Below are 23,260 nucleotides of genomic sequence, written 5' to 3'. Positions count from 1 at the left end.
AGTTGCAAATCTAGCGAGCAATGACCCACCGAGCGGGAGCTCATGATGCGAATACAGACCGAACACAACCAAATCTGCTGGTATGCCGAAGGGGCCTTTCGAGACCCCTCTCCCCAGTTATTCGATCCTGCCTGGTGGCAGAGCAATCGACAGGTGGTGGGGACCTCTCTGGGTCGCGGAGTGACCTGGTTCGTCAAGGATGAATCCCGCCATCTGGTGCTGCGCCACTACTATCGTGGCGGCATGGTAGGCAAGGTGGTACGGGATCGCTTCTGGTTCGAAGGAGTGGAATCGAGCCGCGCCATGGCCGAATACACCCTGCTCGCCAAGTTGAGCGAGCTGGGGCTGCCGGTGCCACGTCCGTTTGGTGCCCGCATGGTCAAGCAGGGGCCCTTCTATCGTGCCGACATCCTGATCGAGCGCATCCGCGGTGCCAAAGACATGGTCGCCCTGCTCAAACAGGGACCGATTGCGCCAGAGCTCTGGCACAAGGCCGGCCAGACGGTGCGCCAGCTGCACGACGCAGGCGTCTATCACGCCGATCTCAACAGCCACAACCTGTTGATCGACAAGGCGGGCAAGGTGTGGGTGATCGACTTTGACAAGGGCGCCATCCGCGCACCGGGGGAGTGGCAGAAGGCCAATCTGGAGCGGCTGCTGCGCTCCTTCAATAAAGAGGCCCAATTGCATACCAGTTTCCACTTCGTACCGGAGAACTGGCAAACCCTGATGAAGGGCTATCAGGGAAAAGCGCTCTGACCCTGTTGCTCGCCGCCGGAGCCAATGTTACTTATTGAGCTGCTGCTATTTAGATCTGGTTTCGAGGTGCCCCATGGAAACACTCAAGACACCTTTGGTGGATGTGACGACCCGGCTTGACCCGGGTCTCTTGTCTGACGCCATGAATCTGCTGGAGGCGGGGCTTTGGACCTGGTCTGTGCAGCAGGGACTGCGCCGGGACCCCAGCTGCCTGCATCTGTTGGGGCTGGGGGATAGCTGGCCGGATGACATGGGCTGGCTGGATCGGGTGCATCCCGACGATGTCTCCCGGCTGGAGGAAGCGCTGCTCGCCTGCCAGAGTGGCCGCAGTGCCACTCTGCGCCTCGAGTACCGCATCCTTCATCACCACGGCCACTACATCCGGCTGGAAGAGCGCATTCGTCGTGACGAGCGCGGCCATCTGCTGGGGGCGGTGCGCCATCTTGATTCGGTCGAGGAGCCGGTTGAAGAGCGTCACGGCACGGATCCCCTCACCGGGCTGGAGAGCCGCAACAGCTTCGAATTGCTGTTGGAGGATCGTTTGGCGACCGATAGCGGCAGTTTCAGCCTGATGCAGTTTTCCGTCGATCACATGACCAAGATCCAGCAGCTGTTTGGCGAGGCGGCCTGCGATGCCATGCTGGCCAAGCTGGCGCGTATCGTGCGTCACGAGTTGCGCCGGGAAGATCCCTTCGCCCGTTGGGACGAAGACGGTTTTATCCTGATGCTCTCCCAGACCGAGCGGGCGAGCGGCCTGGAGATCGCCGAGCGGCTGCGCCTCGAGATAGCCGATGCCAGTTTGCTACCCCAGCGGCCGGTTACCGTCAGTGTCGGATTGGTGCAGAGCCAGCCAGGCGAGATGCTTGATCACCTGCTGGCCCGTCTGGCGAGCTGCCATGGTCAGGCCAGACGGGAACACAACACAGTCGTCGGCTGACGGTCGTCAGGAGGAGGTGGTTGCGTGGCGCTGGCACACCTTGAGGGAGGCCAGCATCAAGAGGCCGCCAAGGGCCAGCCGCACCAGATCGGTATCCTTGCCCCAGAGCAGCAGGTTGACCAGCAGGCCCGCCGGGATCAGCGCGTTGTTCATGATCGCCAGCACGCCGCTGCTGACCAGCGTCGCCCCCTTGTTCCACAGGAAGTAGCCAAGTCCCGAGGCGCCAATCCCCAGCCACAGCAATATGCCCCACTGCAGTTCGCTGGTCGGATACTGGGGTTTGCCCAGTAGCCACCAGGCGGGCAGGGCGACGGCCAGGGCCCCCAGATAGAAGCTGCCGAAGATCGCCTGTTGCGGCGGCTGCTCCGCCTCCCGGGCCAGCACGACCTTGTAGCCGACCTGGCCCAGGGCGAAGCAGATGTTGGCCCCCTGTACCACCAGGAATCCCAGGATGTAGCTTTCGGTCAGCCCGTCGAAACGGATGATGGCAGCGCCGGCTACTGCCAGCAGGGCACCCCACAGATAGGCAGGCTTGAAGCGCCGCTCCAGCAGATCGTGGATCAGGGTGACGTAGATGGGGGTGAAGATGGTGAACACCAGTACTTCCGGTACCGTCAGCAGCAGGAAGGAGTGGTAATAGAAGAGATACATGATGCCGAGCTGGATGGCGCCGAGTGCCATCAGCTTTAGCACCAGTTCGGGTCGCAGCCAGCGGCGGCGCAGGAAGGGGAGAAACACCAGGCTGGCGAGGGCGATGCGGGTCAGCACCGAGAAGTAGGCATCCACCTGGCCGGCGAGGTAGACCCCAATCAGGCTAAAGGAGAATGACCAGAGCAGGGTAACCCCTATCAAGTAGTTCATGTGGTTGATTTGTCGTCAGTTGTCAATTTGAAAGGGGGCTATGATGGCCGAGATGGAAGCCGTGATCCAGCGTTTATGGTGCCAGTTGCCACAGATCGGAGCATTTGCCTTTGCGGCGAACAACGGAGTGGGCTCTGCGACCGACTGGAATGGTCGCGGGGAGGGGGAGGTGCAGGTGACCGATCATCATGATGGCTGGTTGTTTGTCGAAACGGGCCGCTATACCACGCCCCATGGCCGGGTTTTGGCTATGCACAATCGCTTCTGGTGGCAGCGCACCGAACAGGGAGTGCGTCTCTCCCACCTGCGTCACGAGAAACCGGTCGAATTGTTCGAGCTGAGGCCGGGGGCAGATGGCCGCTGGTTCACCGCCGAGCCCCACCTGTGCGGTCAGGATCACTACCGTGCCGAGCTGACGCCGACCGACAACGGCTTTCTGCTCACCTGGCAGATCACCGGCCCGCGCAAGAACGAGGGGCTGAGCTATCGCTACCGGATATGAGTGCCGGCGACGGCAAGAAAAGAGGTATAAAAAAACCGGCGCAAGGCGCCGGTAGCGGGGACAAATCGGAGGTTTTTTATTTAAAACGGTCCCACAAACAGGAGAGACACACTCTCGTCACACATTCAGGTCAGCTCAGGCACTTAGCGCATAGCTCAGCATCGCCTGCAGCTTGCTGTCGAAGAACCAGGGCAGCAGCACCATCAAGAGACCCACCACCCCGGCCAGCCGCTGGCGATATTGCCAGCTGGCAATCAACACCAGGCCGCCGCACAGGGTTGTCAGGATGCCTGACATAGCTGTGCCTCACGCTGCACCCGGCGTTGCTGGGCCCACTGGTTCATGGCGACGGAACCCAGGATCAACGCCAGTGCGACACCCGTGGTGGACTGGATCTGCTCGCCGAGGAACAGGGCACCCAGCATGACGCCGAACAGCGGCACCAGATAGTTGCTGAAGGAGGCGAAGGTCGGGCCTGCCTTCTGGATCAGCGCCATGTAGAGGAAGTAGACCAGACCGGTACAGAAGATGCCCAGTACGGCGATGGCGTTGATGGCCTGGCTGCTCGGCATGGCCAGGCTGCTCAGATCGGCGACGAAGGGTGCGGCAATCAGCAGCTGGGTGGCAGAGGAGATCAGGATGTTGCGGGCCACCACGACCGGATGGTCTTTGGCAAAGCGCTTGATCATCAGCAGGCCGATGGCGAAGCAGCTGGCGCCGAACAGAATGGCCATGGAGCCGAGCAGGCCGGCGTTCATGCCCTGGGAGAGTTTCGGCCAGAACAGGGTGAGCACACCGGCAAAGCCGATGACCACGGAGAGCAGGCCGCTCTTGGTGATTCTTTCACCAGAAATAAACAGCGGTGCCATCAGGATGGTGACAAACGGGATACAACCCATCACCACGGCGGCGATGGCGCTATCCACATACTGCTGGCCCCAGGCCACCATGATGAAGGGGATGGTGGCATCCAGCAGGGCGATCAGCATGTAGGTACGCCACGGGGTGTGCTCGCTCTTGAGACGCATGAACAGGCAGAGCAGACCCAGGGTCAGGCTGCCGCACAGGGCACGACCGGCAGCCACCAGTATGGGGGGCAACTCGGCAACGGCCTGGTGCATGAAGATGAACTGGGAACCCCACAGCAGGCCAATGGCCAGCAATAACAAATAGCTACGCATTTTAATCTCCGATGTATTGAGCCTGCGCATTCTAGGCAATCTGTTACTATGTCAAAAATGAATTGTTGGCATTCAACTATGGTCATTATCGATGGAAACCTCCCTCTCCCGCCTCGACCTTAACCTGCTCACCGTGTTCGACATGCTGATGCAGGAGCGCAACGTCACCCGTGCCGCCGAGCGGCTGCACCTCTCCCAGTCCACCGTCAGCCACGCCCTGGGGCGGTTGCGAACGGCGCTCGACGATCCCCTGTTTGTCATGAGCCGTCGCGAGATGATGCCGACCGAGCGGGCCAAGGCGCTGGCCGGGCCGGTGCGTCAGGCGCTCGCCATGCTGGAGCAGGGGTTGCGTCAGGCCAAGGGGTTCGATCCCGCCAGCGCACGACGGATCTTTCGCATCGCCACCCCGGGATCGGTAGAGCATGGTCTGGTCCCCGTGCTGGTGGACCGGTTGTACCGGCAGGCGCCTCACTGTCGGCTGGAGGTGTGCGAGCTGGCGGACAGCGACTACGAACGGGAGCTGGAGAAGGGAGAGCTGGATCTGGTGATCGGGTTTGCCGGCGCCAACCACCTCTCGCCCCGGCTGTGGCGCGAGGACTGGTTCAACAACCCGCTGGTCTGCCTGTCACCGCTGGGCAGTGAACTGCCCGATGCGCTGGGCCCGCGCGAGCTGGTCAGCCGACCCCATATCCACACCTCCAGCTGGGGTCACAGCCAGGCCATGGTGGAGCTCTGGCTGGCCCGGTTCGGGGTGGAGCGTGAACTGGGGGTCAGGTTGCCGAGCTTTATGGCGGTGCCGCCGCTGATGGCGACCGGCCGCTATCTTGTTGTGGTGCCCGAGATGATCGGGCGCCACTTCTGCCGCTACTATCCGCTGCGCCTCCATCAGCTGGATCCCGCCATCCCCATCGTCTATCTGATGGCGGGCCACCCGCTCACCGCCCACGACGAGGCGATCGGCTGGTTCAAGAGTCTGCTGCACCGGATAGCCTTCGACCTCTATGGCGACGATGCGCTGGGCTCTCCCGCTCAGCGTAGCCTGGTGAAGTAGTCGAGTCCCAAGGCGCCCTTCACCTCGGCCAGCACCTCGCCGGTGAGAAGGCGGGCTTGCTCCGTGCCCTGATAGAGCAACGCCAGCAGGCTATCTTTGTCGGCGATGGCGGCCTGGCGCCGCTCCCGCATGGGGGCGAGCAGGGTTTGCAGGCAGTCGTTGAGCACCTGCTTGCAGCGTATGTCTCCCAAGCCACCGCGCTGGTAGTGGGCCTTCATCTCGGCTACCAGCGTCTTGTCGGGATGGAAGGCATCCAGATAGACGAACACAATATTGCCCTCCACCCGCCCCGGATCGCTCACCCTGAGGTGGTCCGGGTCGGTATACATGGCGAACACCGCCTGTTTGATCTCGTCGCTCGACATGCCGAGCTCTATGGTGTTGCCGAGGGACTTGGACATCTTGGCCTTGCCGTCTATGCCGGGCAGGCGGCCAGTGTCGCTCAGGATCGGCTGGCATTCGGTCAGTACCTCCCTGCCCACCAGGGTATTGAAGCGGCGCACTATCTCGTTGGTCTGCTCCAGCATGGGTAGCTGATCTTCCCCCACTGGTACATGGGTGGCGCGAAAGGCGGTGATGTCGGCGGCCTGGCTGACCGGGTAGACCAGAAAACCGGCCGGCAGGCTGCGCTCGAACCCTTTTTGCTGGATCTCCGCCTTGACGGTGGGGTTGCGCTCCAGCCGGGCGACGCTGACCAAATTGAGGTAATAGCTGGTGAGCTCGGCGAGGGCGGGCAGGGCACTTTGCAGGCAGAAAGTGGTCTTGGCGGGGTCGAGACCGGCCGCCAGATAGTCGGCCATCACTTCCAGCACGTGATCGGTCACCTTGGCCGGGTTGTGGCCATTGTCGGTCAGCGCCTGCAGATCTGCGATCATCACGAACTGGCGGTAATGGTGCTGGGCCTCGACGCGCTGGCGCAGCGAGCCAACGTAATGGCCGATGTGCAGTTTGCCGGTGGGGCGATCGCCGGTCAGGATAACGGGGTTTTGCATGTCACTCTCTCCAGTTGGGGGTGGGCCGGGAGGCGACAAGGGAGTAAAAACAGTTGACCGCCTCTCGGCGGTCACGGTGTTTTCTTCGGGAAAATTTCACATAGAAAAGCAGTGCCGCCTGTTTAGAAGCAGCACCACCAGTAGTTGTGAGTGAAGATGGTCATATTCATGGCAAATCAAGCTACGCCTGTTTGATCACTTCTGCAAGGGCACCACCAGCAGATCGCAGGGCACCGTATTCATCAGCTGGCGGGCGCTGGAGGTGAGCAGGCTCCAGAAGCTCTGGCGATGGCCGCACACCAGCAGGTCGATCTGGTAATCCTTGACCGCCTGGTTGACCCGTTCGCTGAGGTCGCCGCAGATCACCAGCTTCTTCTCGATGGGGTAGTCCACCGAGGCCAGGAAGGTCTCCAGCTTCTCCTTCGCCTCGGCAATCACCTGATCCTGCACGTTGTCGATGTCGATGTCGATCATCTCGGTGTAGAGGTCCTTGAGGTCCACATCGACATGGATCACCGACAACTTGGCGCCGTTGGAGCGGGCCCGATCGACCGCCTTCTCGATCACCTTGCGGTTGTCTTCCGACAGATCGATCGCGGCCAGAATGTGTTTGTAATAGGTTCCACTCATGGGATATCTCCTCACTGATCCTGAGCCCACTATACCAATCTCCGCTGAAACTAAAATGGTGCCGAGGGCACAGTTTAGGGATTTGAACGGGCTTGAATGGTTGCCGGGAGCGTGCGCTTGCTCGCAGCAACAGCATTGTTTGTACATTAAATAAACAATAGTTTGACGCGGGTCACATCCCCCGGCTTGCTCGGCGGCAGGGAGAGGCATAGGATGTGCCCGTGCTTCGCAATGAACACAAAACAACAAAAAGCATTTGAATACCGCTTTGGGGAGCCTCGGCTCCCTTTTGTTTTTCTGTCGTTTTTCTTCTCCGGAATCCGTCCGGCATCAAGGTAATCTCCCTGCGCTTGGTTATGCTGTAGCCAATTCCCTTGGAGGCTCCGTCATGATCATTACTCCCCAGATCCAGGGTTGCGTCGCCCGCAACTGTCACCCCCTTGGCTGCCGGACCGCCGTGCAGCAGCAGATCGCCAGCGTCAGGGCCGCAGGCCCGTTCAACGGGCCCAAACGAGTGCTGGTGCTGGGGGCTTCGTCCGGCTTCGGGCTGGCGTCGCGCATCGCGCTCACCTTCGGCGCCGGAGCCGATACCATAGGTATCTCGTTCGAGCGCGGCCCCTCCGACAAGGGACTTGGCAGCGCCGGCTGGTACAACAACATCTGGTTTCGGCAGGCGGCGGAGCAGGCCGGGCGCATCGCCATCAACCTGATCGGGGACGCTTTTTCCGACACCATGCGCCAGCAGGCCATCGAGACCATTCGCCAGCAGCTCGGGCAGGTGGATCTGGTGATCTACTCGCTGGCGAGCGGCATCCGGGTGCTGGCAGATGGCACTCAGGTGCGCTCCGTGCTCAAGAGCACGGGCCAGCCCTTCAGCGGCTGGGGGCTGGATTTGGAGCGCGATGCCCTGGTGCAGCAATCCCTGGCAACTGCCACCCCGGAGGAGATCCGCGATACCGTCACCGTGATGGGGGGCGAGGATTGGCAGCTCTGGTTGCAGGCGCTGCAGCAGGCGGATTGCCTGGCGCCCGGAGCCCAGACGGTGGCCTACTCCTATATCGGCCCCGAGTCGACCTATCCCCTCTATCGGGATGGCACCATCGGCTATGCCAAGGAGCATCTGCATGCCACCGCCGAGACCATCAACCTGCAACTGGCACAAATCGGTGGCCACGCCTGGGTGTCGGTGTGCAAGGCGCTGGTGACCAAGGCGAGTGCCTATATTCCGGTGCTGCCGGTTTATCTCGGCCTGCTGATGGGGGTGATGAAGGAGCGCGGAGTGCACGAGGGCTGCATCGAGCAGATGCAGCGGCTGTTTGCCGCCAAGATGTATGGCCCCAATGGGGTGGTGGCCGATGGCAACCGGCTGATCCGGATGGATGATCACGAGCTGGATCCGGCCATTCAGGCCGCCGTCTCGGCGCTCTGGCCCAAGGTAACGCCGGACAACTTCCACGCCCTGGGGGATTTCGTCGGCCTGCGCCGGGATTTCATGCAGCTCAACGGTTTCGAGCTGACAGGCGTGGATTATGGTGCGCCCGTGGATGTCGCCTCGCTGACCGAGCTGATCCCTTAAGCGAGCAGGAAATGGGATCTCCCTCCCGTTGGCGGGTTGATTCGCAACCTGACTGTGGCGACAATCGATACCAAATCACAGTGGAGAATCAGTATGTTGGCCCAACCCATGATCGAAAAGTTGAACGAACAGATTAACCTGGAGTTCTACTCCTCCAATCTCTATCTGCAGATGAGCGCCTGGTGCGAAGACAAGGGCTTCGAAGGGGCCGCCACCTTCCTGCGCCAGCACGCGGTCGAGGAGCGCCAGCATATGGAGCGTCTGTTCACCTATGTGAGCGAGACCGGTGCCATGCCCAAGCTGGGTGCCATCGATGCGCCTCCCCACGAGTTCAAGTCGCTGGGTGACGTGTTCCGCACCACCCTGGAGCATGAATACCACATCACCAAGTGCATCAACGGCCTGGCTCATGTGGCCTTCACCACCCAGGACTACTCTACCTTCAACTTCCTGCAGTGGTATGTGGCCGAGCAGCATGAAGAGGAGAAGCTGTTCAAGAGCATCGTCGATCGTCTGGGTCTGGTGGGCGAGGATGGCAAGGGTCTTTACTTCATCGACAAGGAGCTGGCCGAGTTGGCCAAGGGCGCGCCGGCCAGCATCATGGATAGCAACGCCTGATAGTCGTGGACACTTAGTGTTCAGCCAGTACAATGACGGCCCTTTTACGGGCCGTTTTCTATTGTCTCGGGGCGAAAACCGCAGTGGTGGTGGCCGCCAGGCACAATGGCGACCCTGCTGTATTTTTCCGGGCCGTGTTGGTTGGTCGTTTGATGAGTAAGGCTGTGATGATGCAAGTGGATGTGGTGGTGATCGGGGCCGGTGCGGCCGGGCTGATGTGTGCGGCGCAGGCGGGCTATCGGGGCCGCTCCGTGCTGGTGCTCGACAATGCCAAGAAACCGGGCCGCAAGATCCTCATCAGCGGCGGTGGCCGCTGCAACTTCACCAACCATCAGGCGGGGGCCCACGCCTACCTCTCCGCCAATCCCCACTTCAGCAAGTCGGCGCTGGCCCGTTACACCCAGCAGGATTTCATCGATCTGGTGGACCGCCACGGGGTCAACTATCACGAGCGCACCCTGGGGCAGCTGTTCTGCCTCGAGAGCGCCAAGGATATCGTCGACGTGCTGCTCACCGAGTGCGACTGGGCCGGGGTGACCCTGCAGTGTCAGACCGAGATCCTCTCCGTCAGCAAGGGTGACGAGGGCTTCGTGCTGGCGACCAGCAAGGGAGAGGTGCGTTGCCACTCGCTGGTGGTGGCCACCGGCGGCCTCTCCATGCCCAAGCTCGGCGCCACCCCTTATGGCTTCAAGCTGGCGGAGCAGTTTGGCCTCAAGGTGCTGCCGACCCGTGCCGGTCTGGTGCCCTTCACCCTGCATCAGGCCGAAAAAGAGGCCTTTGCCGATCTGGCGGGCATCAGCCTGCCGGTGGCGGTGACCGCCGAGGATGGCACCCGCTTCAAGGAGGCCATGCTGTTCACCCACCGCGGCCTCTCCGGCCCCGTCATCCTGCAGATCTCCTCTTACTGGCACGCCGGCGAGAAGATCCACATCAACCTGCTGCCGGAGCTCGATATTGCGGCCGCCCTGCGGGAGTGGGCCCAGGCCCATCCGGCCCAGGAGCTGAAAACCGTGCTGGGGCGCGAGCTGCCCAAACGCTTCGTCGACAAGCTGGTGGAGATGGGCCAGCTCGACAGCAAGCCGATGCGCCAGTACAACGAGCGTGAGTTGGAGGCTATCGCCACCCTGCTGGGAGACTGGCAGATCCTGCCCAACGGCACCGAGGGGTATCGCACCGCCGAGGTAACCCTGGGGGGCGTCGACACCAACGAGCTCTCCTCCAAGACCATGGAGGCACGCAAGGTGCCCGGCCTCTACTTCATCGGCGAGGTGGTGGACGTGACCGGCTGGCTCGGCGGCTACAACTTCCAGTGGGCCTGGTCTTCCGGCTGGGTGGCCGGTCAATACTGCTGATCGCCGGCGGCGTTGTGATTGCCGCCGGTTTACTAACGGAATAGGGCATGTTTGCCGCTTTTTTATGCGACGGTTTCCGACCTGCCAGAGATTGGTATAGAGTGGTTGTTCACTCTTTCATCCGGGAGGGCGCCTCTGCACAGGTGTCCTCCGTCTCTCGGGGGCAACATGTACGAACGCTTGGATGGCATTGATGTCGCGGCCTGGTCGATGACAAGAACGGAGGTGGCCGATGTTTGAGAGCCTGGGGGTCATCAACGTCTGGACCTATCTGGTGGGTCTCTTCTTCATCATCATAGCACCGGGCCCCAACTCGTTTTACGTGCTGCGCACCGGTGCCAGCCGTGGCATAGGGCCGGGATATCGTGCCGCTCTCGGGGTATTCGTCGGCGATGCCATCCTGATCTTCTGTGCCTATCTGGGGGTTGCCTCCCTCATTCGCACCACGCCCCTGCTGTTCACCCTGGTGCGCTACCTCGGCGCCATCTATCTGCTCTACCTGGGGGTGAAGATACTGCACGCCAACTTCATCGCCAGACGGGAAGGAGAGGAGTCCGAGATAGACGCGGGAGAGCGCTATTTCAGCAAGGCCCTGACCTTAAGCCTCACCAACCCCAAGGCGATCCTGTTCTATGTCTCCTTTTTCGTGCAGTTCATTGACTTCAACTATGCCCACACCTGGCTCTCCTATCTGGTGCTGGCGGGCATGCTGGAGGCGATGAGCTTCGTCTATCTGAGCCTGCTGATCTTCGGCGGTACTCTGATGGCCCGTTTCTTTGCGCGCAAGGTGCGCCTCGCCAAGCTGGGCAACGGTCTCATCGGCCTCTTCTTTATGGGGTTTGCGGCCAGGTTGGCCACCCTCTCCTGATGAGGATTGTTTGTCAGGCCCCGCGTGTTGGCGCGGGGCTTTTTCGTTTCTGGCGCGGTGACTCGCCCTCTCTCCTTGATCCCGGTCAGCGGTGGCCGGGCTCACAATCCCTATAGTGGGCTCCCACCTGTCGCGCTCTTGAGGTATCCATGCTTGAAAATCAGATGATGCTGCTAGCGGTGTTCGAACGGGCCGCCCTGATGCTGATGACCCTGTTCTTCCTGACTCGTACCCGGCCGTTCCAGCGGCTGTTTCAGAAGCGGGATCACACCCCGGCCGAACTGGTGCTGGTCGCCGCCATCTTCTGCCTGTTTGCGGTGTTCAGCACCTACACCGGCATCCCCATAGAGGGGGCGCTCATCAACGTGCGGATCATCGCCATCATCTCGGGCGGCATCCTGTTCGGCCCCTGGGTCGGCATTCCGGCCGGGGTCATCTCCGGTCTGCACCGCTACCTCATCGACATGGATGGTCACACTTCCATCCCCTGCCTTATCGCCAGCATCATCGCAGGTCTGCTGGCCACCTGGCTGCACCTGCGCTGCCGCAAGTCGCGGCTCTGGCTCTACGGCATTCTGGCGGGGATGGCCTGCGAGGGGCTGACCATGCTGCTCATCTGGCAGCTGACCGAGCCCCATGCGGTGGGGGTGGAGATCGTCAACCACATCGCCTATCCGATGATCGCCGGGACGCTCTGCATCGGCCTCATCATCAAGCTGGTGCAGGATCTGGATGACGAGAAGGAGCTGATCGCCGCCAAGCAGGCCAAGCTGGCGCTGGATATCGCCAACCAGACCCTGCCGTTTTTCCAGAACATCGACCGCCACTCCCTGAGCCAGGTGTGTGACGTCATCCGGCGCGAGATCAGCGCCGATGCGGTGGCCATCACCGATACCCATGACGTGCTGGCTTATGTGGGGGTGGGCAAGGATTACTACGCGCTGGACGAGCATCACGCCATCAGCGGCATGACCCGCAAGGCGGTGCTGCTGGACCAGATCATCATCAACAACGATCTGCGCCAGTATCACCTGGCCGATTTCCACTCGGTCATCATTATTCCGCTACGGGAAAATGGCGCCGTCAGCGGTACTCTCAAGATCTATTACCGCCGCACCCACAGCATCACCAGCTCGTTGCGGGAGATGGCGGTGGGCCTCTCCCAGCTCATCTCCACCCAGATGGAGGTGTCGCGCATCGAGCAACTCAAAGAGATGACCCGCAAGGCGGAGTTCACCGCGCTGCAGAGCAAGATCAATCCGCACTTCCTGTTCAACGCCCTCAACGCCATCTCGTCGCTGATCCGCATCCGTCCCCAGCAGGCGCGCCAGCTCATCGCCAACCTGGCGGACTACCTGCGTTACAACCTCAACAAGGGGGACACCCTCATCGACATCCAGGAGGAGTTGCAGCAGGTGCGCGACTACGTGGCCATCGAGCAGGCCCGCTTCGGCGACAAGCTGGAGGTGGTGTTCGAGGTGGATGACGTGCATATCCAGGTGCCGAGCCTGCTGTTGCAGCCGCTGGTGGAAAACGCCATCCTGCACGGCATCCAGCCCCGCAGCGCGCCGGGCCAGGTCACCATCGAGGTGAAACAGCTGGCGGGTGGCATCCGGGTGGCGGTGCGGGACACGGGGTTCGGCATCAGCCAGGCGGTGATCGACGGGGTCGCCGCTGGCCGGGTGGAGAGCCGCAGCATCGGCCTGATGAACGTGCATCAGCGAGTCAAGCTGCTCTACGGGGACGGCCTGCGCCTCACGCGGCTGGAGCCGGGTACCGAAGTGAGTTTCTATCTGCCGGATCAGGAGGCGATGCCATGTTGAAGGCCATCATTGTGGAAGTTAAGTGTCTGACTAGTGAGGCGTTGTCATGTTGAAAGCCATTATTGTCGAAGACGAATACCTGGCTCGCGAGGAGCTGGCCTTTCTGGTGGAGCAGCACAGCACCATCGAGATAGTGGCAAGCTTCGAGGATGGATTGGAGGCGTTCAAATACCTGCAGGATCACGAGGTGGACGTGGTGTTTCTGGATATCCAGATCCCCGCCATCGATGGTCTGCTGCTGGCCAAGAATCTGCACAAGTCGAGCCATCCGCCCCACATCGTCTTCGTCACCGCCTACAAGGAGTTTGCGGTGGAGGCGTTCGAGCTGGAGGCGTTCGACTACATCCTCAAACCCTACAACGAGCCGCGTCTCATCAGCCTGCTGCAAAAGCTCGAGCTGGCGGGTAAGTCGCAGGCGGGGCAGGGGAGCGAGCCAGGCACGCCGCACAATCGCACCGTCAACCTGGTGAAGGGGGAGCGCATCATCGTCACCCCCTGCGAGCAGATCTACTACGCGGAAGCCGACGAAAAGCTGACCCATGTCTACACCCGCGATGACCGTTACGTGATGACCATGACCCTCAGCGAGTTCGTCAGCCGGCTGCCTGCCGAGGGGTTCTTCCGCTGCCACCGCTCCTACTGCGTCAATATCAACAAGATCCGTGAGATAGTGCCCTGGTTCAACAGCACCTATCTCATCCGGCTCCATGACCTGCCGTTCGAGGTGCCGGTCAGCCGCAGCAACATCAAAGCGTTCCGTCAGCTGATGCGGCTCTGATTGTCATTCATTCCCGCCGATCTGCATTTCATGCCTTAATCGGTCGGCGGGAGTGGCGTCTTGCCTATAGTGGCCCCAGTTTCCTTAAGGCCATTGACCGAGACGTATCATGACCAAAGAGATGAATCGCACCCGCTACCTCACCCTGTTGGGGACCATCATCACCCAGTTCGCGCTGGGATCCGTTTACACCTGGAGCCTGTTCAACGCCCAGCTCTCCGACAAGCTGGACGAGCCGGTCAGCCAGGTCGCCTTCGCCTTCGGCCTGCTCAGCCTCTCCCTGGCGGTGGCCTCCTCCCTGGCGGGCAAGCTGCAGGAGCGGTTCGGGGTGCGCAACGTCACCCTGGGTGCCGGCGTGCTGCTCGGCATCGGCTTCTTCCTCACCGCCCACGCCAGCAATCTGGCGATGCTCTACCTCTGCGCCGGCATCCTGGTCGGTTTTGCCGACGGTACCGGCTACCTGATGACCCTCTCTAACTGCGTGAAGTGGTTCCCGGAGCGCAAGGGGTTGATCTCCGCCTGCTCTATCGGTGCCTACGGCCTCGGCAGCCTGGGCTTCAAGTACATCAACCTGCTGCTGCTCTCCAGCAACGGGCTGGAGACCACCTTCCAGCTGTGGGGGCTGATCGCCATGTCCATGGTGCTGGTGGGCGGCATGCTGATGAAGGATGCGCCCAAGCAGGCCGCTGCCGTGCAGCAGAGCGAGAGCCGCGACTTCACCCTGGCCGAGGCGATGCGCAAGCCGCAGTACTGGATGCTGGCGCTGATGTTCCTCACTGCCTGCATGAGCGGTCTCTACGTCATCGGCGTGGCCAAGGACATCGGCGAGAACATGGTGGGCCTGCCGGCCGTGGTCGCTGCCAACGCCGTCGCCATCATCGCCATGGCCAACCTGGGTGGCCGGCTGGTGCTGGGTATCCTCTCCGACAAGATGTCCCGTATCCGGGTCATCACCATTGCCCAGCTGATTACCCTGGCCGGCATGGCGCTGCTGTTGTTCGTGCCGCTCAACGCCAACCTGTTCTTCGTGGCGGTGGCCTGCGTGGCGTTCAGCTTCGGCGGCACCATCACCGTCTACCCCTCCCTGGTGAGCGACTTCTTCGGTCTCAACAACCTGACCAAGAACTACGGTGTCATCTATCTGGGCTTTGGTCTGGGCAGCATCATCGGCTCCATCGTGGCTTCCCTGTTCGGCGGCTTCATGGCGACCTTCAACCTGATCCTGGTGTTGCTGGTGGTGGCCCTGGTGCTCTCCCTCACCATCCGCCTGCCGGCTCCCGTCACTGTCTCTGCCGAACGGGCCTGATCCCTAGTCTGAAGGCAGCACCATAAAAAAGACCCGGGCCAAGGCCCGGGTCTTTTCGTTGGTACCAGCGACGCTTAGCGCGGCGGCAGGCCCAGCAGGGCGCGCAGCTGATGCGCGGTGGCCTCGACCGCCGGCCAGTCGCGGCCGGTGACGGTGACGTGGCCCATCTTGCGGCCGGGACGGGCCTCGCCCTTGCCGTAGAGGTGCAGGTGCACCCCGGGCAGGGCCAGGGCGCCGGCCCAGTCCGGGGTGCCGTCTTGCCACAAATCCCCGAGCAGGTTGAGCAGGATGGCAGGCTGAACGTCAGCCTGTGCCGGCAGTGGCAGATCGCACAGGGCGCGCACCTGCAGCTCGAACTGGCTGCAGCCGGCGTTGTCGATGCTGGGATGACCCGAGTTGTGAGGGCGGGGTGCCATCTCGTTGACCAGCAGCTGGCCGCCGACCAGGAAGAACTCCACCGTCAGTACGCCCACGTAGTCGAGGGCGGCGATGATGTGCTCGGCGATGCGTTGGGCCTCGGCCTCCAGGGCCGGCACGTTGGCCGGGGAGCGGGTCTGATCCAGGATGCCGCCGCTGTGCCAGTTCTGCACCAGGGGCAGGGCGCTGATGGCACCGCTCGGGCTGCGCGCCAGCGTCAGGGCAAACTCCCCTTCCAGTGGCAGGCGTTTTTCCAGCACGCAGGGTACGCCGCTGGCGGCCAGAGCCGCCGGCAGCTCGCTGGCCTGGTGAATGGTCCACTGCCCCTTGCCGTCATAACCCTCGCGGGCGGTCTTGAGGATGGCGGGGAAGAGGTGATCCGGCAGCTCGGGCAGCGGCTCGTGGGGCAGCAGGGTCAGGTTCGGCGCGACGGGTACGCCGGCGCGAGCCAGGAAAGCTTTCTCTTCACGACGATCCTGACAGACGCGCACCGCGCTCGCGGCCGGGCGCACCGGCTTGTGCTGCTCCAGCAGTGCCAGGGAGGTGGCCGGCACGTTCTCGAACTCGCAGGTGATGGCATCGCAGCGGCGGGCAAGTTCGGCCAGGGCATCGGCGTCGTCATAGGCTGCGATGATCTGATCGTCGGCAGCGGCGCCGGCGATGCTGGCGGGATCCGGATCCAGCACGATGACCTGATAGCCAAGGCGGTGGGCAGACATCACGAAGTAGCGGCCGAGCTGGCCGCCGCCGAGCATGCCCAGGGTAGCGGGAGGCAGTATCATGCCGGCTCCTCCAGGGTGAGGGCCAGCACCCGATCGCGCTCCTTGGCGCGAAAGCCGTCGAGCTGCTGATGATAACGGGGAGCGTCGCCGTCCTGAGCGACGGAGAGCAGGGAGACTGCAAACAGGCCGGCGTTGGCGGCACCCGCCTCGCCGATGGCGAAGGTGGCGACCGGTACGCCCTTGGGCATCTGCACGATGGAGAGCAGGGAGTCCATCCCCTTGAGCTGGCGGGTCGGGATCGGCACGCCCAGCACCGGAATCGTGGTCTTGGCGGCCAGCATGCCCGGTAGGTGGGCGGCACCGCCGGCACCGGCGATGATGGCGCGCAGGCCGCGTTCGCGGGCGCTGGCGGCGTATTCGAACAGCAGATCCGGGGTGCGGTGGGCCGATACCACGCGCGCTTCGTAGGGAACCCCGTGCTCCTTGAGGATGCGGGCGGCCGCTTGCATGACGGGCCAGTCAGAGTCAGAGCCCATTACCAGGCCGATCAGGGGAGGGGTGCTCATTACTACTCCTTGCAGTCAAACGTTTGTCTCTGGTTGGCAAAACAAGCCGGCATGCCGGCTCAGAATTTCTCGGGTCGCACTATTTCGACCGTTTGCAGGAACGCAATCATAGCGTAATCGGGGTAGTAACGGATCTTAATATGTTCCATCAATCGCTCGGCCTGCTCGCGAGTGCAGATCGCCTCCAGCCTGATATTGCCGCTTTCGCTCCAGCTGGCGTTGCGTTCGCCATGGTCTCCCCGGCCCCGGGCGTCCGTGATGGTGTAGCCGCGCAACCCTTCTCGGGTCAGGGTGCGCAGCAGGGTGGGTTCCAGGGTGGCCTCTGTCACTATGGTCAGCAGGGTGCGGGTCTCGGTCTGCATATGGCTACTCCATGAAGTGGCGGGCCCAGCTGTGGTAGAGCGGGATCCCCAGCATGATGTTGAACGGGAAGGTGACCCCCAGCACGGCGCTTAGCGACAGTCCGGGATTGGCCTGGGGCAGGGCGATGCGCAGGGTGGCGGGCACGGCAATATAAGAAGCGCTGGCGGCCAGGATGGCAAGCAGGGTCAGTCCGCCGAGGGAGAGCCCCATCAGCTTGCCGACGGCCAATCCCAGTCCGGCCGAAGCGAGCGGCATCAGCAGAGCGAAGCCGAGCAGGAACAGACCGTGACGGCGCAGGTCCTGGCACTGGCGCGCGACAATGAGGCCCATTTCCAGCAGGAGCAGGGCCAGCGCTCCCTTGAAAAGGTCGACAAAGAGCGGTTTGAGGGGAGCGACCCCTTCCGGGCCGGCCAGATAGCCGATGGCCATGCCGCCGAGCAGCAGGGTGACCCCCTTGCCGAGGAAAGTCTCGTGGGCCAGCATCCGCCAGCGGGTCTGGCGACTCACACCACGCGCCAACACTATGCCGACCAGGATGGCCGGGATCTCCATCACCGCCAGGAAGATGGAGAGCTGGGATTCGAAGTCGATGCCGCGCTCGGTGAGCCAGTTCACCCCGACCGCGAAGGTGGCCACGCTGACCGAACCGTAGTGGGCGGCGGTGGCGGCAGCATCGATCCGGTTCATCTTAATGCGCAGCAGGACAAAGCCGAGCAGGGTCTGCACCACGCCGAGCAGGATCACCAGCGCCAGCTGGGGCAGCAGGGGGAGCAGGGATTGCTGGGCCAGCCCGACGCCGCCCTTGAGGCCGATGGCCAGCAGCAAAAAGAGAGAAAGGGTATCGTAGAGGGCGGGCGGTAGTTTGAGCTCGGAACGCACCAAACCGGCCAGCAGGCCAAACAGGAAAAAGAGAACAACAACATCCAACATGATGACTCGCGGGAGCAGTCCACAGGGTGGTTGCATGCTAGAGTGCATGATGCTTCGATAAAATCAGATTTTGATTGATGGTTGTTCGGTAAAAACTGATAAGGGGTCCGATGCTCAACTACAAACAGCTCTACTACTTCTGGCATGTGGCCCGCAGCGGTGGCGTGACGCGGGCGGCGCAGCAGTTGCATCTGACCCCGCAGACCATCAGCGGCCAGGTGGCCGAGCTGGAGCAATCCCTCGGCGTGGCGCTGTTCAACAGGGTCGGCAGGCGGCTCGTGCTGACGGCGGCCGGGCGCCAGGCGCTCGAACAGGCCGGGGCCATCTTCTCGCTCGGTGCCGAGCTGGAGCACTCCTTGCGCCACGCCAGCCAGGAGCTGACCATGCAGGTGGGGATTACCGCGTCAGTCCCCCGCACCCTGGCGTTCGAACTGCTGGCGCCGGCCATGGCACTGGCGACCCCGCTTCGGCTGATCTGTCATGAGGAACGGCCAGACCAGCTCTTCAGCGAGCTGGCCAGACACAAATTGGACATGGTGCTGACCGACCGCCCGCTGCCCCCCGACAGCGGCATCCGCGGCTATAACCACGAGCTGGGGCGCAGCCCGCTGGCCCTGTTTGCCAGCCCGGCGCTGGCGGCGCAGGCCCGCAAGGGGTTTCCCGCCGCGCTGGAGGGGTTGCCCGTGCTGATCCCGGGTGAAAAGTCGGTGACCCATGATCGCTTGCTGGCCTGGTATCACCAGCAGGGTATCCATCCCCACCTGGTCGGCCAGTTCGATGACTCCGCCCTGATGAAGTCGTTTGGCAAGGCGGGGATGGGGATCTTTCCGGCTCCGCTCGCCATGGGGGAGGAGATAACCCGCGTCTATGGTGTCGAGTGGATTGCCACCCTGCCCGAGGTCACCCTCTCCTACTATCTTGTCTCGGCTGGTCGTCATCTCTCCCACCCCGGCGTGAAGGCGGTGATGGAGGGGGCCGGCCAGCGATTGGCGGCACTGGAAAATAAAAAATAGAAATCTGGATGGCTATACATCCGATATGCGTCTGCCTATAATCCCCCCCGCTTTGGCGCATCATGCTTAATAGGGAATCCGGTGAAAATCCGGAGCTGGCGCGCAGCGGTAAGGGGGAACGAAGCGACATCAGGGCACTGCCGTCAGGTGGGAAGCCGTCGCCGTAGGTCATCAGCCCCCCAGCCCGAAGACCTGCCAGAGTTCGTATTTCGGGCCGAGAGAAACCGGCCACGAAGTAGATGCTTACGCGAACTTAAGGATCTCTCATGTCCAAGAAATTATTGGCGGCTGCCCTGTTGCCGACGGCGGCATTTGCCCAGCAGCTGACCATTCCTGTCAATCCTACCATGGTGGTGACCGCCACTCGCGTCGCCCAACCCGCCTCCAGCGTACTGGCTCCCGTCAATGTGATCAGCCGGGACGAGATCGATCGCCTGCAAGCCCAGACTGTGACCGATGTGGTCAAGACCCTGCCCGGCGTGGAAGTGGTCAGCAATGGTGGCCGCGGTCAACTGAGCTCGCTGCGGGTGCGCGGCGGTACCTCTTCCCAGACGCTGGTGCTGGTAGACGGCGTGCGCAGCGCCTCCCTGACCGCCGGCATGACCGAACTCAACAACCTGCCGCTCAATCAGGTCGAGCGGATCGAATATATTCGCGGCCCGCGTGCATCCATCTATGGCTCCGATGCCATCGGCGGGGTGATCAACATCATCACGCGCCCCGAGCAGGGCACCAACCAGCACAAGTTCAACCTGGGGGCTGGTTCCAATCAACAGCGCCAGGCGGCGTTCAGCAGCGCCAGCCAGGTGGGCGAGGCGGGTCAGCTCAAAGTCGCCGGCGGCTTTGACGACGAGTCCGGCTACAACGTACATCCTCTGCCCGGTATCAATGATGGCGATCGTCATGGCCACCGCGGTTATAACGCCATGCTGGACTATCAGCAGGCGCTCACTGGCAACTGGGATCTGTTCGGGACGACCCGCTGGTTCCGCAACGTTGCCCAGTACGACAGTTCGTCCGCTGCTTCCGCCTGGGGGCCGGCGAATCATCAGCGTAACGAAACCTGGACCGAGAACCAGAGCTACCAGCTCGGTTCCCGCTATCACGATGATCGTTACCTGAGCGAGCTGCGCGGTGCCTTTTCCAAGCAGGACGCTTACGACTATCCGGACAACAGCGGTCGCGATCAGGCTGTTAACCGCACCTATACCCGCCAGTACAGCCTGAACTGGGTCAACAGCTTCAAGGTGAACGAGTTCTGGACCCTGGGTGGCGGGGCCGACTGGCAGCGCGACATGCTGGATGATCGCTCCCGCTCCTCCGGCGCCACCTATCCGGCTGACGCCAAAGAACGTGACAACACCGGCCTCTATGCCCTCGCCCAGTTTGACAACCAGACCTGGCAGGCCGAGTTGAGCGGACGCAGCGACGACAACGAACAGTTTGGCCGTCACAACACTTGGCAGACCGGAGCGGGCTGGCGTTTCGCAGAGGATTACCGTCTCAGTGCCCGTTACGGCACCGGCTTCCGTGCACCGACTTTCAACGATCTCTACTATCCGGGCTCCGGCAACAGCAAGCTGAAGCCGGAAGAGTCGAAGAGCAGCGAATTGATGCTGGATGGTCAGACCGCCGGGGTGGAGTGGCGCCTGACTGGCTATCGCAACGATTTCGAGCAGATGATCCAGTGGGCTCCCGATAGCCAGGGGATGTGGACGCCGCAAAACGTGGGCAAGGCACGGATCGAAGGGGTCGAGCTGGAAGGGGAGTTTGACACCGGCTGGTTGAGCCATCGGGTCTCTGCCGAATACAAGGATCCCAAAGACAGGATCACCGACAAACAGCTGCAGCTGATATCCCGCAAGGGCGCCAAGTGGGTGACAGAGGCGCAGTGGCAGCAGTTTGACGGCTCCCTGAGCTGGATTTACCAGGGCGAGCGCTATGGCAACGCGGCCAACACCACCGAGCTGGGTGGTTACAGCGTGTGGAATCTGGCGGTGGGTTACAAGGTGACGCCGGCGCTGAAGGTGTCCGGCAAGATCAACAACCTGCTGGACAAGGAGTATCAGACCGCGGTCGGCTATCCGGCTGATGAGCGCGCTTACTACATCACCATGGATTACTCCCTGTAAGCTGTATCCGTCTGATCGGAAAAAACCGGGGCCCTGCCATTGGCAGGGCCTTTTCTATTGGCCGCAGCCGGGAGTATGATCGCCCCCTTGCACCAAAGGGGGAGCTCAAGTGGCCAATATTCTCGTGTTTGATTCCGGTATGGGTGGCCTCACCATCTATCGCGAGATCCGCCGCGTCCTGCCGGCCCACAACTATTTCTACTGTTTCGACAACGCCAACTTCCCCTACGGCGAACTGAGCGAACCCGATCTGATCGCGGTCTGTACCGGTCTCGTCAGTCACATGGTGACAGTACATGCCATCGACCTGGTGGTGATCGCCTGCAACACAGCGAGCACCATAGCGTTGCCCGCGCTGCGTGCCGCACTGGCCATTCCGGTCGTGGGAGTCGTGCCCGCCATCAAGCCGGCAGCCGCCCTGACCCGCAATGGTTGCATCGGTCTTCTGGCAACGCCCGGCACGGTCAGCCGCCACTATACCCAGGAGTTGATCGCCCAGTTTGCCCCCGGCAAGCGGGTGCTGCTCAAAGGCACGACAGAGCTGGTCATCGAGGCCGAGCACAAGCTGGCCGGACTGCCGGTCAACATGCCGCTGTTGCGCGAAGTCCTGGCCGAGTGGCTGGAAGGGGAGTGCATGCCGGATACGCTGGTGCTGGGTTGTACTCACTTCCCGTTATTGAATGAGGAGATCCAGCAACTGATGCCAGGGTGCCGGCTCGTCGATTCGGGTTGCGCGGTGGCCAAACGGGTGGCCTGGTTGCTGGCCAACGGGGGCCATGCCGCTTCCGGCCAGATTCACTGCGATGAGGTGATTGCTCGGGCTTATTGCACCCGGCTGGATGGGGAGGCTCAAAAACTGACAGCCCCCTTGCAAGCATGGGGGCTGTCATCACTGGAAGAGGTACGTTACTGAGGTATTCCGACGCTCAGGTCAGGCGTCAGCCTCGCCACCTTCCTTCTCTTCTTTATCCCGCTTGTCGTTGGCTTCACGTACCTTCAGGGTGCGCTGTTGATACTCCTTGTCATTCAAGGCTGCAATCGCCTTGGCAGCATCGGCGGCGGGCATCTCCACAAAGCCAAATCCTCTGCGCTTGCCGGTCGCCTTGTCTTTCATCAGGCGAACGGAAATCACCTGGCCTTGCTCGGCAAACAATTCGCGCACGGCGATCTCGTTGGCCCGATATGGCAGGTTGCCTACATATAAGGTGCATGTCTCCTGATTGGCGACCGCATCTACGGCATTGGCCGGGGAACGTTTCAGGCAGAGCGGGACGATAAAACCACCGATAGCCAGGCCCACGGCAAAAATAACTTCCGCCTTCAAAGAAAACTGCAGGGCTTGAGCAACCAGATAACCGATAACTGCCAATACCAGTGCAAGGATGGCGGCCTGCACATAGACGGGAAATTTGGATAAATTCATCTTAAAAGACCTTTTGTAAATGAAAGCAAAAAAGGTGCAACACTATATTCACCTCCATGGTAACCAGCTTTCCTGATTGGCGCTACCACGGACCACTAGGGAGAGGTTATCGACGTCAGTATGGCATTCCGGGAGCCCTTTGCGTTGTCAGAAATGACGCTTAAAAGGGCGTGGAACCGCTGTTTTGTGGATAACCTTGTATATATACACTGAATAAGTTGTTTCTAATTGAAAGATTTGAAATTTTCGTGATTTTCTTCAAAAAAAGTCTTGTCATCGAAACGCCGCTCCCTATAATGCGCCCTCACCAGCACGGCAGAACACGCCAACCTGATGAGCTCGCTTCCTCGTGAAGCTAGCGCCGAAAGAAAAGCGAAAACAAGCGCTTGACTTTCGAAGTGAGGAAGGTATTATACGCCACCTCAGCGCGACAAGCGCCACGCTCTTTAACAATTTGAAT

At 61.7% G+C, this 23,260-nt stretch carries 24 protein-coding genes and 1 riboswitch; of the genes, 14 read left to right on the top strand and 10 right to left on the bottom strand.

The window, feature by feature from the left end; genetic code table 11:
* Positions 1 to 45: 45 nt before the first annotated feature.
* Positions 46 to 759 (top strand): 3-deoxy-D-manno-octulosonic acid kinase, encoded by a 714-nt coding sequence (locus BN1123_RS10135; RefSeq protein ID WP_026456237.1) that lies wholly within the window; start codon positions 46 to 48, stop codon positions 757 to 759.
* Positions 760 to 832: 73 nt separating this feature from the next.
* Complete coding sequence (locus BN1123_RS10130; RefSeq protein ID WP_042026802.1) at positions 833 to 1,696, top strand: GGDEF domain-containing protein; 864 nt, start codon at positions 833 to 835, stop codon at positions 1,694 to 1,696.
* A gap of 6 nt (positions 1,697 to 1,702) precedes the next feature.
* Here the strand turns inward: BN1123_RS10130 and BN1123_RS10125 are convergent, their stop codons facing one another.
* Positions 1,703 to 2,557, bottom strand: coding sequence for a carboxylate/amino acid/amine transporter (locus tag BN1123_RS10125; protein ID WP_042026801.1), 855 nt, complete (start codon positions 2,555 to 2,557; stop codon positions 1,703 to 1,705).
* A 43-nt stretch (positions 2,558 to 2,600) separates the two neighbouring features.
* On the opposite strand from BN1123_RS10125, the gene BN1123_RS10120 reads away from it, so the two are divergent.
* Entirely contained in the window at positions 2,601 to 3,059 is a 459-nt protein-coding gene (locus BN1123_RS10120; RefSeq protein ID WP_042026800.1) for a DUF6314 family protein, read from the top strand.
* Between the two features lie 135 nt (positions 3,060 to 3,194).
* Here BN1123_RS10120 and BN1123_RS21345 read toward each other — a convergent pair whose 3' ends face one another.
* Both BN1123_RS21345 and BN1123_RS10115 read right to left on the bottom strand, forming a co-directional pair.
* A complete protein-coding gene (locus tag BN1123_RS21345; RefSeq protein WP_124238287.1) occupies positions 3,195 to 3,356 on the bottom strand; it encodes a hypothetical protein in 162 nt (53 codons plus the stop codon).
* Positions 3,341 to 4,240, bottom strand: a complete 900-nt coding sequence (locus BN1123_RS10115) for a DMT family transporter (protein WP_042026798.1) — start codon at positions 4,238 to 4,240, stop codon at positions 3,341 to 3,343. Before BN1123_RS10115 ends, BN1123_RS21345 begins: the two co-directional genes overlap by 16 nt.
* Positions 4,241 to 4,331: 91 nt before the next feature.
* Between BN1123_RS10115 and BN1123_RS10110 the strand changes: the two genes are divergently transcribed.
* The gene (locus tag BN1123_RS10110) at positions 4,332 to 5,291 is read left to right on the top strand and encodes a LysR family transcriptional regulator (protein ID WP_042026797.1); all 960 of its coding nucleotides are present in this window, start codon (positions 4,332 to 4,334) and stop codon (positions 5,289 to 5,291) included.
* Here the strand turns inward: BN1123_RS10110 and trpS are convergent.
* Together trpS and BN1123_RS10100 are read right to left on the bottom strand one after the other, a co-directional pair.
* Positions 5,270 to 6,283: a tryptophan--tRNA ligase gene (gene trpS / locus BN1123_RS10105; protein WP_042026795.1), complete on the bottom strand. Its 1,014-nt coding sequence runs from the start codon at positions 6,281 to 6,283 to the stop codon at positions 5,270 to 5,272. The two genes, BN1123_RS10110 and trpS, sit on opposite strands and share 22 nt — an antisense overlap.
* 195 nt (positions 6,284 to 6,478) lie before the next feature.
* Positions 6,479 to 6,913 (bottom strand): universal stress protein, encoded by a 435-nt coding sequence (locus tag BN1123_RS10100; RefSeq protein ID WP_026456230.1) that lies wholly within the window; start codon positions 6,911 to 6,913, stop codon positions 6,479 to 6,481.
* A 388-nt stretch (positions 6,914 to 7,301) separates the two neighbouring features.
* On the opposite strand from BN1123_RS10100, the gene fabV reads away from it, so the two are divergent.
* The 7 genes from fabV (at position 7,302) to BN1123_RS10065 (ending at position 15,234) form a co-directional block, all read left to right on the top strand.
* Positions 7,302 to 8,489 (top strand): enoyl-ACP reductase FabV, encoded by a 1,188-nt coding sequence (fabV, locus tag BN1123_RS10095; protein ID WP_042026794.1) that lies wholly within the window; start codon positions 7,302 to 7,304, stop codon positions 8,487 to 8,489.
* A gap of 93 nt (positions 8,490 to 8,582) precedes the next feature.
* Entirely contained in the window at positions 8,583 to 9,107 is a 525-nt protein-coding gene (ftnA, locus tag BN1123_RS10090; protein ID WP_042026793.1) for a non-heme ferritin, read from the top strand.
* 167 nt (positions 9,108 to 9,274) lie between these two features.
* On the top strand, positions 9,275 to 10,459 hold the full coding sequence (locus tag BN1123_RS10085) for a BaiN/RdsA family NAD(P)/FAD-dependent oxidoreductase (RefSeq protein ID WP_042026792.1): 1,185 nt from the start codon (positions 9,275 to 9,277) through the stop codon (positions 10,457 to 10,459).
* Positions 10,460 to 10,691: 232 nt separating this feature from the next.
* Positions 10,692 to 11,327 carry a leucine efflux protein LeuE gene (gene leuE / locus BN1123_RS10080; protein ID WP_026456335.1) on the top strand — a complete coding sequence of 212 codons (636 nt, stop codon included), beginning with the start codon at positions 10,692 to 10,694 and terminating at the stop codon, positions 11,325 to 11,327.
* Between the two features lie 149 nt (positions 11,328 to 11,476).
* Positions 11,477 to 13,150: a sensor histidine kinase gene (locus BN1123_RS10075; RefSeq protein ID WP_042026791.1), complete on the top strand. Its 1,674-nt coding sequence runs from the start codon at positions 11,477 to 11,479 to the stop codon at positions 13,148 to 13,150.
* Positions 13,151 to 13,196: 46 nt separating this feature from the next.
* The gene (locus BN1123_RS10070) at positions 13,197 to 13,928 is read left to right on the top strand and encodes a LytR/AlgR family response regulator transcription factor (RefSeq protein ID WP_042026790.1); all 732 of its coding nucleotides are present in this window, start codon (positions 13,197 to 13,199) and stop codon (positions 13,926 to 13,928) included.
* A 109-nt stretch (positions 13,929 to 14,037) separates the two neighbouring features.
* Positions 14,038 to 15,234 (top strand): L-lactate MFS transporter, encoded by a 1,197-nt coding sequence (locus tag BN1123_RS10065; RefSeq protein ID WP_042026789.1) that lies wholly within the window; start codon positions 14,038 to 14,040, stop codon positions 15,232 to 15,234.
* Between the two features lie 74 nt (positions 15,235 to 15,308).
* On the opposite strand, the gene BN1123_RS10060 is transcribed toward BN1123_RS10065, so the two are convergent.
* The 4 genes from BN1123_RS10060 to BN1123_RS10045 are packed head-to-tail and all read right to left on the bottom strand — an operon-like array spanning position 15,309 to position 18,232.
* Positions 15,309 to 16,433, bottom strand: a complete 1,125-nt coding sequence (locus BN1123_RS10060) for a 5-(carboxyamino)imidazole ribonucleotide synthase (RefSeq protein ID WP_042026786.1) — start codon at positions 16,431 to 16,433, stop codon at positions 15,309 to 15,311.
* The gene (purE, locus tag BN1123_RS10055) at positions 16,430 to 16,939 is read right to left on the bottom strand and encodes a 5-(carboxyamino)imidazole ribonucleotide mutase (protein WP_042026785.1); all 510 of its coding nucleotides are present in this window, start codon (positions 16,937 to 16,939) and stop codon (positions 16,430 to 16,432) included. The genes BN1123_RS10060 and purE overlap by 4 nt, the downstream gene beginning before the upstream one ends.
* Before the next feature lie 59 nt (positions 16,940 to 16,998).
* A complete protein-coding gene (locus BN1123_RS10050) occupies positions 16,999 to 17,301 on the bottom strand; it encodes a P-II family nitrogen regulator (protein WP_026456329.1) in 303 nt (100 codons plus the stop codon).
* 4 nt (positions 17,302 to 17,305) lie between these two features.
* On the bottom strand, positions 17,306 to 18,232 hold the full coding sequence (locus tag BN1123_RS10045) for a sodium-dependent bicarbonate transport family permease (RefSeq protein WP_042026782.1): 927 nt from the start codon (positions 18,230 to 18,232) through the stop codon (positions 17,306 to 17,308).
* Positions 18,233 to 18,342: 110 nt separating this feature from the next.
* Between BN1123_RS10045 and BN1123_RS10040 the strand changes: the two genes are divergently transcribed.
* The 3 genes from BN1123_RS10040 (at position 18,343) to murI (ending at position 22,290) form a co-directional block, all read left to right on the top strand.
* Positions 18,343 to 19,245: a LysR family transcriptional regulator gene (locus BN1123_RS10040; RefSeq protein WP_042026781.1), complete on the top strand. Its 903-nt coding sequence runs from the start codon at positions 18,343 to 18,345 to the stop codon at positions 19,243 to 19,245.
* A 36-nt stretch (positions 19,246 to 19,281) separates the two neighbouring features.
* A riboswitch (cobalamin riboswitch) is annotated at positions 19,282 to 19,459 on the top strand.
* 52 nt (positions 19,460 to 19,511) lie between these two features.
* Entirely contained in the window at positions 19,512 to 21,377 is a 1,866-nt protein-coding gene (locus BN1123_RS10035) for a TonB-dependent receptor domain-containing protein (protein WP_042026779.1), read from the top strand.
* 109 nt (positions 21,378 to 21,486) lie between these two features.
* Positions 21,487 to 22,290, top strand: a complete 804-nt coding sequence (gene murI, locus BN1123_RS10030) for a glutamate racemase (RefSeq protein WP_042026778.1) — start codon at positions 21,487 to 21,489, stop codon at positions 22,288 to 22,290.
* A gap of 18 nt (positions 22,291 to 22,308) precedes the next feature.
* Here murI and BN1123_RS10025 read toward each other — a convergent pair whose 3' ends face one another.
* A complete protein-coding gene (locus BN1123_RS10025; RefSeq protein WP_042026776.1) occupies positions 22,309 to 22,800 on the bottom strand; it encodes an RNA recognition motif domain-containing protein in 492 nt (163 codons plus the stop codon).
* Positions 22,801 to 23,260 lie beyond the last annotated feature (460 nt).

Origin of the sequence: Aeromonas enteropelogenes, from assembly GCF_000819845.1 — a bacterium.
GTDB lineage: Bacteria > Pseudomonadota > Gammaproteobacteria > Enterobacterales > Aeromonadaceae > Aeromonas > Aeromonas enteropelogenes.
This window is presented reverse-complemented; position numbering and strand designations above follow the sequence as displayed.

What these genes read in the sequence shown, in the direction of transcription:
- BN1123_RS10040 (WP_042026781.1), top strand. Translation starts at nt 18,343, where the DNA reads ATGCTCAACTACAAACAGCTCTACTACTTCTGGCATGTGGCCCGCAGC.
- trpS (WP_042026795.1), bottom strand. Translation starts at nt 6,283, where the DNA reads ATGCAAAACCCCGTTATCCTGACCGGCGATCGCCCCACCGGCAAACTG.
- BN1123_RS10130 (WP_042026802.1), top strand. Translation starts at nt 833, where the DNA reads ATGGAAACACTCAAGACACCTTTGGTGGATGTGACGACCCGGCTTGAC.
- BN1123_RS10065 (WP_042026789.1), top strand. Translation starts at nt 14,038, where the DNA reads ATGACCAAAGAGATGAATCGCACCCGCTACCTCACCCTGTTGGGGACC.
- fabV (WP_042026794.1), top strand. Translation starts at nt 7,302, where the DNA reads ATGATCATTACTCCCCAGATCCAGGGTTGCGTCGCCCGCAACTGTCAC.
- BN1123_RS10115 (WP_042026798.1), bottom strand. Translation starts at nt 4,240, where the DNA reads ATGCGTAGCTATTTGTTATTGCTGGCCATTGGCCTGCTGTGGGGTTCC.
- BN1123_RS10025 (WP_042026776.1), bottom strand. Translation starts at nt 22,800, where the DNA reads ATGAATTTATCCAAATTTCCCGTCTATGTGCAGGCCGCCATCCTTGCA.
- BN1123_RS10135 (WP_026456237.1), top strand. Translation starts at nt 46, where the DNA reads ATGCGAATACAGACCGAACACAACCAAATCTGCTGGTATGCCGAAGGG.
- BN1123_RS10110 (WP_042026797.1), top strand. Translation starts at nt 4,332, where the DNA reads ATGGAAACCTCCCTCTCCCGCCTCGACCTTAACCTGCTCACCGTGTTC.
- BN1123_RS21345 (WP_124238287.1), bottom strand. Translation starts at nt 3,356, where the DNA reads ATGTCAGGCATCCTGACAACCCTGTGCGGCGGCCTGGTGTTGATTGCC.
- BN1123_RS10125 (WP_042026801.1), bottom strand. Translation starts at nt 2,557, where the DNA reads ATGAACTACTTGATAGGGGTTACCCTGCTCTGGTCATTCTCCTTTAGC.
- BN1123_RS10050 (WP_026456329.1), bottom strand. Translation starts at nt 17,301, where the DNA reads ATGCAGACCGAGACCCGCACCCTGCTGACCATAGTGACAGAGGCCACC.
- BN1123_RS10035 (WP_042026779.1), top strand. Translation starts at nt 19,512, where the DNA reads ATGTCCAAGAAATTATTGGCGGCTGCCCTGTTGCCGACGGCGGCATTT.
- BN1123_RS10070 (WP_042026790.1), top strand. Translation starts at nt 13,197, where the DNA reads ATGTTGAAAGCCATTATTGTCGAAGACGAATACCTGGCTCGCGAGGAG.
- BN1123_RS10045 (WP_042026782.1), bottom strand. Translation starts at nt 18,232, where the DNA reads ATGTTGGATGTTGTTGTTCTCTTTTTCCTGTTTGGCCTGCTGGCCGGT.
- BN1123_RS10120 (WP_042026800.1), top strand. Translation starts at nt 2,601, where the DNA reads ATGGCCGAGATGGAAGCCGTGATCCAGCGTTTATGGTGCCAGTTGCCA.
- BN1123_RS10060 (WP_042026786.1), bottom strand. Translation starts at nt 16,433, where the DNA reads ATGATACTGCCTCCCGCTACCCTGGGCATGCTCGGCGGCGGCCAGCTC.
- BN1123_RS10075 (WP_042026791.1), top strand. Translation starts at nt 11,477, where the DNA reads ATGCTTGAAAATCAGATGATGCTGCTAGCGGTGTTCGAACGGGCCGCC.
- purE (WP_042026785.1), bottom strand. Translation starts at nt 16,939, where the DNA reads ATGAGCACCCCTCCCCTGATCGGCCTGGTAATGGGCTCTGACTCTGAC.
- ftnA (WP_042026793.1), top strand. Translation starts at nt 8,583, where the DNA reads ATGTTGGCCCAACCCATGATCGAAAAGTTGAACGAACAGATTAACCTG.
- BN1123_RS10100 (WP_026456230.1), bottom strand. Translation starts at nt 6,913, where the DNA reads ATGAGTGGAACCTATTACAAACACATTCTGGCCGCGATCGATCTGTCG.
- BN1123_RS10085 (WP_042026792.1), top strand. Translation starts at nt 9,275, where the DNA reads ATGATGCAAGTGGATGTGGTGGTGATCGGGGCCGGTGCGGCCGGGCTG.
- leuE (WP_026456335.1), top strand. Translation starts at nt 10,692, where the DNA reads ATGTTTGAGAGCCTGGGGGTCATCAACGTCTGGACCTATCTGGTGGGT.